Annotated in this window: 8 protein-coding genes; 1 reads left to right on the top strand and 7 read right to left on the bottom strand. The window is 38.3% G+C overall.

Features of this window, described 5'->3' with window-relative positions:
* Nucleotides 1–5 precede the first annotated feature (5 nt).
* Together BUA72_RS10885 and kbl are read right to left on the bottom strand one after the other, a co-directional pair.
* Complete coding sequence (locus BUA72_RS10885; RefSeq protein ID WP_072922930.1) at nt 6–527, bottom strand: hypothetical protein; 522 nt, start codon at nt 525–527, stop codon at nt 6–8.
* 31 nt (nt 528–558) lie between these two features.
* Nucleotides 559–1,755: a glycine C-acetyltransferase gene (gene kbl, locus BUA72_RS10880; RefSeq protein WP_072922929.1), complete on the bottom strand. Its 1,197-nt coding sequence runs from the start codon at nt 1,753–1,755 to the stop codon at nt 559–561.
* 160 nt (nt 1,756–1,915) lie between these two features.
* Between kbl and BUA72_RS10875 the strand changes: the two genes are divergently transcribed.
* Nucleotides 1,916–2,794, top strand: coding sequence for a cupin-like domain-containing protein (locus BUA72_RS10875; RefSeq protein ID WP_072922928.1), 879 nt, complete (start codon nt 1,916–1,918; stop codon nt 2,792–2,794).
* A 405-nt stretch (nt 2,795–3,199) separates the two neighbouring features.
* Here the strand turns inward: BUA72_RS10875 and BUA72_RS10870 are convergent, their stop codons facing one another.
* From BUA72_RS10870 to BUA72_RS10850, 5 genes are all read right to left on the bottom strand, one after another.
* Entirely contained in the window at nt 3,200–5,131 is a 1,932-nt protein-coding gene (locus BUA72_RS10870) for a M1 family metallopeptidase (RefSeq protein ID WP_072922927.1), read from the bottom strand.
* 253 nt (nt 5,132–5,384) lie between these two features.
* Nucleotides 5,385–7,310, bottom strand: coding sequence for a M1 family metallopeptidase (locus tag BUA72_RS10865; RefSeq protein WP_072922926.1), 1,926 nt, complete (start codon nt 7,308–7,310; stop codon nt 5,385–5,387).
* Between the two features lie 87 nt (nt 7,311–7,397).
* Nucleotides 7,398–8,867 carry a D-alanyl-D-alanine carboxypeptidase/D-alanyl-D-alanine endopeptidase gene (gene dacB / locus BUA72_RS10860; protein WP_072922925.1) on the bottom strand — a complete coding sequence of 490 codons (1,470 nt, stop codon included), beginning with the start codon at nt 8,865–8,867 and terminating at the stop codon, nt 7,398–7,400.
* Nucleotides 8,868–9,027: 160 nt separating this feature from the next.
* Nucleotides 9,028–11,475: a replication restart helicase PriA gene (gene priA, locus BUA72_RS10855; protein WP_072922924.1), complete on the bottom strand. Its 2,448-nt coding sequence runs from the start codon at nt 11,473–11,475 to the stop codon at nt 9,028–9,030.
* Between the two features lie 459 nt (nt 11,476–11,934).
* Nucleotides 11,935–12,843, bottom strand: coding sequence for an AEC family transporter (locus tag BUA72_RS10850; RefSeq protein WP_047448474.1), 909 nt, complete (start codon nt 12,841–12,843; stop codon nt 11,935–11,937).
* Between the last annotated feature and the right edge of the window lie 247 nt (nt 12,844–13,090).

Below are 13,090 nucleotides of genomic sequence, written 5' to 3'. Positions count from 1 at the left end.
AAAAATTATTGATCGGTAGCGTCAAGAGGCTGCATTTCCTGTAGCTTTACTCTTTTCGCCCCGAGGTTCGTGTAATACTTCTCCAGCTTGTTCAGATGGTCTTCACTGGTTTCCTTTCCTTTTACATGCAGGCCATAATCGCTCCAGATATTAATGCAAAACAAACCTTTTACTAAAGTCCTGCTGTTGGACTGTTCATAGTTTTTGGCAAGAAATACATCAAGATCAGTTTTTGTTTTAAACTCATAAACCATTACTCCACCATCATCCTTTTTAGCGTTATTGTACGTAAAGGTGTAGAAGTTTTTAATGGTAGCTGCCGTTTCCGGGCCTTCTATTTTTGAAATAATATCGGGATTATCCGTCACAAAAGGGATTTTTGTAATCCCGATATCTTTCATTTCTTTATCTATTGTCGCAGGTTTCATGCCCTGCAGTTCAACATTTTTAAGATCGAAATCCATAATGCTCTGTGCTGAGAAACTTTGAAAACATACAAAACCGATGATCAGAAGTATTTTTTTCATAAAACCTGTTTTAAATAGTCTATTATTTTAATTAAGAAATCACGCCAAGCTCTTTACCTACTTTTTCAAAAGCAGCAATCGCTTTGTCAAGGTGGGCTCTTGTGTGGGCAGCAGAAAGCTGTACTCTGATCCTTGCTTTTCCTTTCGGTACTACAGGATAGAAGAACCCGATTACATAAATCCCTTCATCCATAAGCTTTTCAGCCATTTTCTGAGCAAGAGGTGCGTCGTATAACATCACCGGAACAATGGCAGCATCACCTTCAGGAATATCAAATCCTTTGGCCACCATTTCTTTTCTGAAATATTCTGCGTTTTCCATCACCTGATCACGAAGTGAAGTGTCATCAGAGATCATATCCAAAACTTTCAATGCTGCTCCTACGATACCAGGCGCCAATGAATTCGAGAATAAATAAGGACGGGAACGCTGTCTCAGCATATCGATGATCTCTTTTTTACCGGAAGTAAATCCTCCTAAAGCACCACCTAAAGCCTTTCCTAAGGTAGACGTGATAATATCCACTCTGCCCATCACTTCATTGGCTTCGTGTGTTCCACGGCCTGTTTTTCCGATGAAACCTGTTGCGTGAGAGTCATCCACCATGACCAGAGCATTGTATTTGTCTGCTAGGTCACATACGCCTTTCAGGTCTGCTACAATACCATCCATAGAGAAAACTCCGTCTGTAACGATGATTTTGAAACGGTGATCTTTTTCAGAAGCAGCGATTAACTGGGCTTCCAGATCAGCCATATTATTATTTTTATAACGGTATCTTGCCGATTTACAAAGACGTACACCGTCAATAATTGATGCATGGTTCAGTTCGTCTGAAATAATCGCATCTTCTTCGGTAAATAAAGGTTCAAAAACACCTCCGTTTGCATCAAAACATGCCGCATATAAAATCGTGTCTTCAAGACCTAAGAAATCCGCGACTTTCTTCTCTAATTGCTTGTGAATATCCTGTGTTCCGCAGATGAAACGTACAGATGACATACCGTAACCATGCGACTCTATCATGTCCTGAGAGGCCTTCATCACCTCCGGATTGTTGGACAGACCCAGATAATTATTGGCACAAAAGTTTAAAAGCTTCTTTCCGTTAGCTTCTATTTCTGCACTCTGCTGGGAAGTGATGATTCTTTCTCTTTTATAAAGACCGTCATTTTCAATGTTTTGCAGTTCGTTCTGTAAATGTTGAAGATATTTTTCAGAGATCATTTTTTAGTAATTTTTTAGATGCGCTAATTTAATAAAAAGGTGTTAAAATATCGGCTTTTAAAAGTTTTATTGTAAAAATAGGGTTCAAATTCAGTTTTAACACAATTAGTCTACTAATTTAGTAGGATAATAATTATATTTGTCATCTAAACTGAGGAATATGAGACTGACTCCGATAGAAAAAGTAAAGACAATAAGTTCCCGAAGCTTTATACAGAATTATATGAAACCACGCCTTCCTGTTATTATGGAAGACTTCATCGATCCTAAAAGTCCTGCTTTTAAAAAGTGGAATTATGAATACTTCAAGGAAATAGCAGGAAATCATAAAGTGAACATATATGGAAGTGAGCTGGAATCTCTGGACAAAGTCGCCAGCAGCCCGATCGGACAAACCACATTTTCAGAATATCTTGACCTGATCAGCACAACGCCTACAGAACACAGACTGTTTTTATTCAATCTGCTTAATATCAAACCGGAGCTTAAAGACGACCTCCATTATAACGATGTGACAAATGGGAAAATACTGAAATGGCTTCCTTTCATGTTCTTCGGTGGCGAAGGATCTATCACCAGAAACCACATTGATATCGATATGTCCCATGTTTTCATTACTCAGTTTCACGGCATCAAAAGAATCTGGCTTTTTCCGTGGGAGCAGTCGGATCTGATGTATAAACTGCCTTACAATTTTCATAGTTTGTCCAATATCAAAGATCCTGACTACAGGGAATTCCCTGCTCTTCTGTACTTAAATGGTTATGAGGCTCTTCTGAATCCAGGCGAAACGCTCTATATCCCTTCCGGCTGGTGGCATTATATACAATATGAAACCGAAGGTTACTCCGTTTCTGTAAGAGCACTTCCTTCAAGCCTTCTCGAAAAATGGCGCGGCTTTAAAAATATGGTTGTGACCAGAAACTTTGATAATATGATGCGTAAACTCTTCAAAGAAAAATGGTTTCGGCACAAGGTAAAAACGGCCAGAAAAAGAGCTGCACGGGCTGCCAGAAGACACAAAAGCTTCCTGATCTAAAAACTTCATCACAATATGTTTAACCTTAAATTATTTTAACAATGGAATTACTGTACGCCATACTATCTGCTGAACGCGCTCACTATTTTTACTATCCACTTTTTTAACCTTTTTCCGGCTGTTAAAACTTTTATTAAAATTATCAGCTGTTTTGACCTTCTTGTGGATATTATTTTACATGATTGTCTATTTCAAAAAACAACAAAAAACGGACTCAAGGTCCGTTTTTTTATTTAATCTAAATTCGTTAAAATGAGAAAGTGAAAGTTTCTGTTGGCATCCTTGTCAAGGTTTAAAACCTTGACAAGGATAGTTCGAGGCTTTGTTCCAAAATAAACAGACTTTTAGTTCTGATTTTAGACTGCAATTACTTCCCTCTTCAATCTTCAAACCTCCTGACTCTATTTAATGCTTAACAAATTTTATATTTTTCTCCTGAACTGTAAAGATATAGGTTCCCGGTACCAGTTCTGAAATTTCAACTGATTTTCCAGGCTGGTATACTGCTTTTCTGATCAGTTTTCCATCAACAGAATAAATCGAATAATCAACAGCTCTGTCAACTCCTTTTAAATACAGCTCATTCTTAGCCGGATTCGGATACAGTGCAAACTCTTCTTTATCCACAGAAGAAACGCTTAGTGTATTATCCTGAACTACCGTAGAGTTTTTGTCCAAAATCTGATGTTCGTAATTAAACTGAACACTCGCCACAGGAAAAGGAACCGTTTCAAGGAACCCCTGATTATTGGTCGTATGATTCAGAACAAAATAAGCGGTCTGCCCTCCTGTACCATTGACTTTGATCGGTAGCGGCATTTCAAAAAAGCTTACAGAAGCATTACTCTGCGTCTGTCCTGCTTTAAAGAAAATCTGGTTTCCGGTCTGTCTCCATTTGATATTATAAGTTGGATACCCTTGTCCATACAACCAATCATTAAAAAACTCAGTCAGATCTTTTCCACTGGACTGAAGAAATGAAGCTTTAAAATCTGCGGTACTTGCATAACCATAGGCTAAATTCGGTCTTGCGTGATAATCTTTTACGGCCTGGTAGAAAGCCGTATCACCCAAAATCCATTTGATCATTCTTACAATATATCCTCCTTTTGCATAGGAAAGTCTGCTGCTGAAAATCCTGTTTGAATTGGAAAGTTCTGCATCTGAAACATAGGTACTTCCTCCGGTCGCACTGGTAATGGTATTTTTTTCATCAACCAGAAAACTCATAAACTGAGCATTGGTCATCAATAGTTTTTCATTCGCCAAATGTTCCCCGAACGTGGCAAAACCTTCATTCAGCCAGATATCATTCCAGGTTGCACAGGTTACTTTATCCCCAAACCATTGGTGAGCAAGCTCATGAGCGATAATACTTCTGCTCCAGCTTCCCATAGAAGACATGGTCTGATGTTCCATACCGCCTCCCCACTGGAACTGCATATGACCGTACTTTTCATTACGAAAAGGATAAGGTCCAAAATAGGTTTCAAATGTATCCATCGCCTGTTTCGTCCATTCAATATTAGACATTGTCGTCGTATTGGAAGCGGTGGATGGGAATACATAATTTACAAACGGAAAAGGCGGATTTCCGATGGTACTGTTTAATTTGGTAAAATTGGTAATCGAAAGCGCAATCAGATATGCTGCTGTAGGATACGCCGTTCTCCAGAAAGTCAGTTTCTTTGAACCCGGAAGTATCGTTTCAGACATCAGTTTGCCGTTTGCTGCAACGTTATATTGTGAAGGTGTGGTAATTTTAAAATCGAAACGCTCAATTTTATCGTTCAGACTCTGCTTGGTAGGAAACCAATCCTGTGCACCGTAAGGCTCACTTAATGTTGACAGAACAGCCGTTCCGCCCTGATTTCCATTAAAAAAAGCACTGTTAGCCGAAGATGGAGCACCGGAGTAATTGATCGTCAGGGAATCCAGCGTATTGGCAGGAATAGAAGCCGGAAAATCTATCTTCAGCTCTTTTGTAGAAAGCTGTTGAAACGTTAAATCTGTTCCGTGGTATTTCACCTGAGAAACGGTAAGTGTACTGTTAAGATCAAAATAGATGCTGCTCATATTCTGATTAGGCTTAAAGTGCGAGGTCACAGAACCTGAAATGTTATACACTGCAGGATCCAGACTGATGTCCATTCTCTGATACTGAAGATCGTAATTCAGCGTATTGGGGCTCACATTGTAAGTGGCCATCTTATGAGCAAAGGATTTCTGCTCCATTGCTATCAATCCTTTCATTTCAATATTGTGATCATGTGTATTCTGGCTGTACATCACTTGCGGCAGCAAGGCGCTCAGAATCAAAAGATAAAGTGTTTTCATTTCCCAAAAAATTATTCGGTTAAATATAGATAAAAACCTTCTAATCACAGATTAAAAGGTCAATTTTATATAAAATAGATGTTTACATAAAAAACTATAGCATTTATGGCTTTTTATAAATATTTATTTCACAATATCTTCATTAATATGTAATTTTTTAAATTAAAAATAGAGACACATGACCATTTCATTTCACAATTAAATACACTTATCGTGATCATTTTGAAAATAAAACAGATCAATTAGTGTGTTTTTAATGTTTTACAAACTTAATATGCTGCTCACTGATGGTAAAAATATAAGTCCCCGGAACCAGCTCTGAAATTCCGATTGCTTTTCCAGGCTGATAAAGTGATTTTCTAATTAATTTCCCATCTAAAGCATGAATGAAATATTCTGCTGCTTTTTCAAAACCTTTCAGATACAGTTCATTCTTAGCCGGATTCGGATATAATGCAAATTCATCCTTTTCTACGGAAGAAACACTTAACGTATTATCCTGAAGCACGGTAGAATTTTTCTCAAGAATCTGATAATCATAATTGAATTCAACACTGGCAACCGGAAAAGAAACGGTTTCTAAAAACCCCTGATTATTAGCAGTATGATTCAGTACAAAATAAGCAATCTCCCCTCCCGTTCCGTTCACTTTGATTGGTAATGGCATTTCAAAAAAGCTGACCGATGGACTACTCTGGGTTTGTGAAACTTTAAAAAAGATCTGGTTTCCGGTCTGTTTCCACTTTGTGGTATAGCTTGGATAACCTTCACCATACAGCCAGTCATTAAAGAATCCTGTGAAATCTTTTCCAGTGGATTGTAAAAGCGATGCATTAAAATCTGCGGTTCTGGCATAACTGTAGGCTAAATTCGGTCTTCCATGATAGTCTTTTACGGCCTGATAGAAAGCGGTGTCTCCTAAAATCCATTTAATCATTCTCAGAATATAGGCCCCTTTTGCATACGTCAGTCTGTTACTGAAAATTCTGCTTACACTTGAAAGCTCTGCATCCGGAACGTAAGTAGAACCATTGGGAGCAGAAGTAATATTATTGATCTCTCCCAACAGAAAGTTCTTAAATTCAGCATTGGTCATCAGTAATTTTTCATTCGCAAGACCAGCCCCGAATGTTGCAAAACCTTCATTAAGCCAGATATCATTCCAGGCACCACAAGTCACTTTATCTCCGAACCATTGATGCGCCAGCTCATGAGCAATTAACGGTTTGCTCCAGCTACCCATGGATGACATGGTCTGATGCTCCATTCCGCCATTGAATTTGAATTCCATATGTCCATATTTTTCGTTCCGGAAAGGATAGGGTCCGAAATAGGTCTCAAAAGTATTCATAACCTGTTTGGTCCATTCAATATTAGCCATGCTGGTGGCATTGGCATTCGTGGAAGGATATATGTAATTCACAAACGGAAACGGCGGATTCCCGATGATATCGTTCAGTTTAACGAAATTGGTGATGGAAACGGCGATCAGATAGGCTGCTGTAGGATACGCTGTTCTCCAGAAGGTCAGTTTCTGATTTCCGGGAAGCGTGGTTTCAGACATTAATTTTCCGTTAGCTGCTACGTTATACTGTGAAGGTGTGGTAATTTTAAGATCAAATCGTTCAATCTTATCGTTCATGCTCTGCTTGGTAGGAAACCAGTCCTGCGCTCCATAAGGTTCACTTAAAGTGCATAAAATAGGGATTCCGCCCTGCGTTGTTGTTGTAAAAGCATTTCCTGTAGAAGGGGCTCCTGAGTAGTGGATCGTCAGTGAATCAAGCGTATTGGCAGGAATCGAGGCAGGAAAATCAATTTTCACTTCTTTGGTAGGAAGCTGCTGGAAGGTCAGGTTACTTCCATGGTACTGCACCTGAGAAACCACCATGATATCAGACAGATCAAAATAAATGCTGCTCATATTCTGAGTGGGCTTGAAATGAGAAGTCACGGAACCTGAAATATTGTATACTGCAGGATCCAGACTGACATCCATTCTCTGGTACTGAAGATCATAATTTAAGGTATTCGGATTGATATTGTAGGTGATCATCTTTTTCGTAAAAGCGTTCATTTCTTTTGCGATAAGCCCTTTCATTTCAATATTGGGTTCCTGTTTCTGGCTAAAAAAATTCTGTGAGATTAAAAAGCCAAGGATTAAAAGATAAAATTTTCTCATACTCAGGTTATTAGATGTAATCAAAGATAAAAAAAACCTTCTAATCATGGATTAAAAGGTTTTTATAAATATTAAAAAAAATATTGTTTAAAGATCGAGAGCCGGCTCAAGAATTTTTTCCATTCTTTTCTTCACCATATCTACAGATCCTGAATAATTATTGACCATTAAAGAAAACACAAGCGTCTTCCCTGAGTTGGTTTTCAGATATCCTGCTAAAGTCTTTACTTTATTTAAAGTTCCTGTTTTAGCAAAAACCTGTCCGTTTCCGGTTCCGATGAACATTCTTTTCAGTGTTCCGGACTGCCCTCCTACCGGCAGCGACGTAAAATATGTTTTGTAATATTTCTCATCCATTAACGAAGTCAGGAATTTCACCTGAGAAATAGGCGTTACGTTATTTCCTCTTGAAAGTCCGCTTCCGTCCATATAATTCAGCCCGATCATATCGAAGCTTTCATTTTTAAGGTGGTTGGTTACTACTATTCTTCCTGATTCTGAAGTCTGGTCGCCCATTTTCTGGTAACCTACTGTTTTCAGTAAAGCTTCTGCAAGAGAATTGTCACTGTGCTGGTTGGTATAGAATACAATATCACCTAATGTAGGAGATTTATAAGCTGCTACCAGTTTTCTGCTTTCAGGTGCTGCATCCGTCATTTTTGGCGTTACTTTTCCTGTCACTCCAATTCCGCTTTTCACCAGTGTCGTTCTGAACGTATTGGCAAGATAAGCCGGAGCATCCGGAAGTTTTGTGGTTAAAATACCGTCGCCATCATACTTTTCAGCATACACCATCTGGTTCACATAAGGAGACACGTAGAAATACTTTTTATCAGAAGCAAATCCTGATTTTTTCACGATCAGCTTTTCGTTTGCCGGATTGATCTCGCGGGTAGTTCCTACAGGCAGGTAGTAATTATTGTTTTCAAGCCATACAACATTTTCCGGAAGCATTGTAATATTGCCTTTGAAAAGCGCTGTCTGAATGATAATATCACCATTTACCTTTTTGATACCTTCGCGGGAAAGTCCGCTCATGAAGTCTGAAACAATGTCTCTGTATGACCACGCTCCTGCTTTATTGGTTCCTAAAGAAGGGTCTCCGCTGCCTATCAGATACAAATTTCCATTTAAAACTCCACTTTCATCAATAGTCCCTGAATATTCCAGCTGCGTCATCCAACGGTAGTTTTCGCCTAAAAGGTTCAACGCTGTTTCCGTGGTCAACAATTTGGTAGTAGAAGCCGGTACTAAAGGAGTATTTTCATTGTACGAAGAGATCACCTTCTTCGTTTTCGGGTCATACACTACGAATCCCCAACTGGCATTTTTCAGCACAGGATCCGCCATCATTGTGTTTACATTTATGTCTACGAGCTCTTTGGCCGACAAAATTGTCTTCTCCGCTACCGAAGTAATGGGAGAAGGCAGATTCAAAGTACTTCTTTGATTATCGTAAGCCTGTGAGTAAAGAACGGTAGAAACGGTAGATTGAGCAAGGAAAAACCCAGAAGCCAATACCGCTGCACTTGAAATATATTTTCTGTAATTTACCATCTATCTTTTTTTGGTTCCATAGTTTGACACAATAAAAAATGATAAGTTAAATCATCCAATTAAAGAGCCAAACACTTAATCAACGACCAAAAGTAGAAATTATTGTCAGATAAAGGGTCACAGAGGTCTTATAAAAGAGCCTAAAGTTTGTTAAAAAATGTTAAAAATCTACTAAAACGTCTTTTTTAATACTTTGATAAGCAGTGATTTCATCGAATTCATTCAAACTCAGCAAAACCATTTTCTTAAATTCATCATACTTTTTACCGCGTGGAAGTTTAAGCATAATTTGGAATTGGTATAAATTATTCAGCCTTGCAATCTGCGCTCTTTCAGGTCCCAAAACACATTCTTCAGGAAGATATTTCCTTAAAATGGATCCTAAAAACTGGGAAGCTCTGTTCACTTTGTCTTCTTTCCGGTGCTTCAGCTCGATCATAATGAGCTTTGTGAACGGCGGATAGTGGAATTTCTGACGTTCGGTAAGGATATATTTATAGATTTTCGCCGGATTATTCATCTTGATCAGCTGAAAAACGGAATGATCAGGGTTATAAGTCTGAATTAAGATTTTCCCTTTTCCAGAAACCCTTCCTGCTCTTCCGGATACCTGCGTGATCAGCTGGTACGCTCTTTCCTCCGCTCTGAAATCCTGCACATATAATAAGGAATCGGCTTTTGGAATGGTCACCAGTTCGATATGGTCAAAATCAAGACCTTTAGAAATCATCTGTGTTCCTACGATAATGTCGGTTTCACCATCTTCAATTTTCTCGTACAGCTTTTCATACGCAAATTTCTTACGCATAGAGTCCACATCCATCCGATCTACTTCATGGTCAGGAAAGAGTTTGGACACTTCTTCATGAATCTGCTCTACGCCTACTCCTCTTTCATTCAGGTTTTCAGACTGGCATTTCGGGCAGCTTCTCGGCTTTGAGGCTCTCTGTCCGCAGTAGTGGCATTTCATTTCATTCGCAGCCTTGTGATAGGTCATGACGACATCACAGTTCGAACAGTAATTGACATAGCCACAGGTTTCACATTCTATGACATTGGCATAACCACGGCGGTTGTGAAGCACAATGGCTTGATTTTTTTCATCCACCGTCTTTTTGATCTCGTCAATCAGGTGCAAAGAAAAGTTCCCGGAGACTTTTTTAGATTCCTGGGCTTCTTTAAAGTTGATGAGCTCGTATTCCGGCAGATTGACATTCCCGAATCTTTCGTTCAGGAAGATATATTTTATTTTATCTTTTCGTGCATTATAATAGCTTTCCACTGAAGGCGTCGCTGATCCGAGGATCACACCCGCTCCGTACATATTTCCTAAAACCAGTGCGGCATCTTTTGCATTGAAATTAGGGGAAGCTTCTCTTGGTCTGTATGCAGAATCATGCTCTTCATCTACAACGATCAGTCCAAGATTTTTAAACGGCAGAAACATCGCATTCCGGGTTCCTATGAGAATTTTGATATCGTTCTGTTTGATTCTTCTCCAGACTTCCACCCGTTCAAAATCCGTCAGTTTCTGATGATAGAAACCAAGCTGTCTTCCGTATTTTTTTTCCAGCCTTTGGGTAATCTGTTTGGTCAGGGAAATTTCGGGAAGCAGGAACAGTACATTTTTTCCTTCCTGAATGCATTCTTCAATTTTCTCTAAATAAATATGTGTTTTTCCTGAGGAAGTTACCCCATGCAACAATACGTTTTTCCCTTCTTCGAAAGCTTCATCTATTTCAATTTTAGCTTCCTCCTGCTGCTCAGAAAGTTCTTCAAGTTCTTCAATGACTCCTTCATAACTCTCGATCCTGTCTTTCTGCATATAATATTCTTCGACAAGATTTTTATCTGCAAGGGCTTTGAAATGGGAGCTTCCGAAATATCCGTCCTCAAACAGTTCAGATTTTTTAACCGGAATATCAGGATGCTCAGTCTGTTTTTCTAAAATAGCCAGGAAAAGATCTTTCTGTTTGGGAGCTTTGTTCAGTTTTAACAAAATCTCCGTCAGATTCTGATTACCCAAAACCTCATCATTAATCTTTACATACGCAACTTCCTTAGCTTTATATTTTTCTGCAATTTTTTCGTCAATTTCAATATACTGCAGATCGATCAGAGAATTGATCGTTTTAATGATATCTTTTTTAGGAATAAAGGCTTCAATATCCGTTAAATTAATCAACTGACGCACTTCCAATGCCTGGACAAGGTACATTTCATTGACATCCAGATTTTCAAAATCAACCGTTATATTGGGTTTTAATTTTAAATAGGTTTCACTTTCCAGTTTTAAAGAGGAAGGAAATGCAAAACGGTAAATCTCCCCCAATCCGCACAGATAATAATCCGAAAGCCAGTTCCAGAAATTGATTTGTTCTTCAGGAAGAATCGGTTGATCATCCAAAATACTGATGACTTCCTTGGCTACAAAATTTTCAGGCGCATTGTCGTGAAGTTCAAAAACAATTCCCGTATAAATCTTCTTGCCTCCAAACGGCACCAATACACGCATTCCGGGCTGAATATCCGGCATCAGCTCTTCAGGGACTTTATAGGTGAAAGATCCTTTTAAATTAAGTGGTAAAACGATTTGGGCGTACTGCAAGGGAAAATTTTAAAGTGTAAAATTAGATTTTTCTTTAGAGAACTGCAATTTTTTATTGAGATTGTATCTACTGTTGCGAGGAACTGTGTGAATTTAAATTTTGGCTAAAGCCGTTTTGCGTTATTATTAAAATTAAACGGGCTAAAGCCCGTTCCTATTGAATATGTTTCTTGTATATACATCATATGAATGCTCTTATTGCGCTGAAGGTTTCTCGCGGATTGAGCAAATTATACAGATTTAAAATACATAAGCCTCTGCTGAATCTGTATAATCTGCGAGAGATTATTTTTAATTTGTACGATTTTTTAAACGCAAAGTTTGATTTAAAGGACGTTTAATTTTAAGAAGACAAAGAGCTTGACTTCGTCGCTGATGAAGCTGCTGGATAAAAACTCAGCTTAATAGAATCAGTAATCATTATTTTTTGTTCTCGTAGGTAAGTTTCGGTCTGTTATTTTAGAAAAGCCATTCGGTGATGTGATACCAGACGGCAGAGGTAAGGAATCCTACGAGAATACTGAAACCGATGATCAGATTGGTGAGCTTAGTATTTAATCTGAACTGTTCTGCAATAATGCTGGAGGTGACGACCGTTGGCATAGCGGCTTCGAATACAGTGATTTTCGCTACATCTCCTTTTATATTAAGTAACAAGGCTAATCCAAGTACAATAGCCGGAGCTAAGATTAGTTTATAGAGCATGGAAACGGACATCTGGGGAATCAGTTTTTTCCATCCGTTGAATTTCAGCTGAAGCCCTACAGAAAATAATGCCAATGGACTTACCGTTGAAGCCAGTTTATCAAAAAACGGTTCTGCAGCAGTGAAATCAATAAACTGTGATAAGGTCAGTGCTGCGATACATCCAATTAATGGCGGAAAGGTGATCAGTCTTTTCAAAATAAACAGAGCGCTTACTTTTCCGGATCTGCTTCCTCCTTTTACCGCTGCAATAATTCCCATAGTTGAAAGAGCAAAAAACATGGTCTGGTCACAGATGATCGCAATACTTAATAGACTTTCACCATAAAAAGCACTGATCAGAGGAAAACCTATAAAGGAGGTATTGCTGTATCCGCTCGTCAGTTCCAATGTACTTCTGGACCTTCTTGAGTAGCCTTTACTTTTGCTGTAAAACATCATGAAGAAGAAACAGAAAACTGAGATCAGAAAAGTTGCTGCAATGGGAAACAGCATTTCTGTGGTCCATTTTACTTTGGGCAAGTATTTAAAGGACACAGCAGGCAGGGCCAGATAAAGAATCCAGGTGTTAATTCCTTTGTGGGCATCGGGATGGATAGATTTTGTTGCCTTGAATACCATTCCTGCGATAATACACACTGCAATCAGAACAAAATTTACCATAATGTGTAAGAAATATACTGCAAAGTTACGGTTGATTTTTCAGTTATGAGCTCCAAAAAGTAATTTTTAAGCGCAAAAATCTATTTTTATTTAAAATAAATTTAAAGCGAATATATTTCATTAAACTCAATAAACATCACATTTTCAGAATACTCTATCTTAACATAATTCCTAAATACGACTAATTTCTAATGTTAAATTTTAATATTTTTTACAAAATAAATCACAAAATATTGAATAAATTATT

Origin of the sequence: Chryseobacterium sp. OV279 (assembly GCF_900128945.1) — a bacterium.
GTDB lineage: Bacteria > Bacteroidota > Bacteroidia > Flavobacteriales > Weeksellaceae > Chryseobacterium.
Note: the sequence above shows the minus strand (reverse complement) of the source record. Positions and strands in the feature narration are given on the sequence as shown.

What these genes read in the sequence shown, in the direction of transcription:
- BUA72_RS10865 (WP_072922926.1), bottom strand. Translation starts at nt 7,310, where the DNA reads ATGAGAAAATTTTATCTTTTAATCCTTGGCTTTTTAATCTCACAGAAT.
- dacB (WP_072922925.1), bottom strand. Translation starts at nt 8,867, where the DNA reads ATGGTAAATTACAGAAAATATATTTCAAGTGCAGCGGTATTGGCTTCT.
- BUA72_RS10870 (WP_072922927.1), bottom strand. Translation starts at nt 5,131, where the DNA reads ATGAAAACACTTTATCTTTTGATTCTGAGCGCCTTGCTGCCGCAAGTG.
- BUA72_RS10850 (WP_047448474.1), bottom strand. Translation starts at nt 12,843, where the DNA reads ATGGTAAATTTTGTTCTGATTGCAGTGTGTATTATCGCAGGAATGGTA.
- kbl (WP_072922929.1), bottom strand. Translation starts at nt 1,755, where the DNA reads ATGATCTCTGAAAAATATCTTCAACATTTACAGAACGAACTGCAAAAC.
- BUA72_RS10875 (WP_072922928.1), top strand. Translation starts at nt 1,916, where the DNA reads ATGAGACTGACTCCGATAGAAAAAGTAAAGACAATAAGTTCCCGAAGC.
- BUA72_RS10885 (WP_072922930.1), bottom strand. Translation starts at nt 527, where the DNA reads ATGAAAAAAATACTTCTGATCATCGGTTTTGTATGTTTTCAAAGTTTC.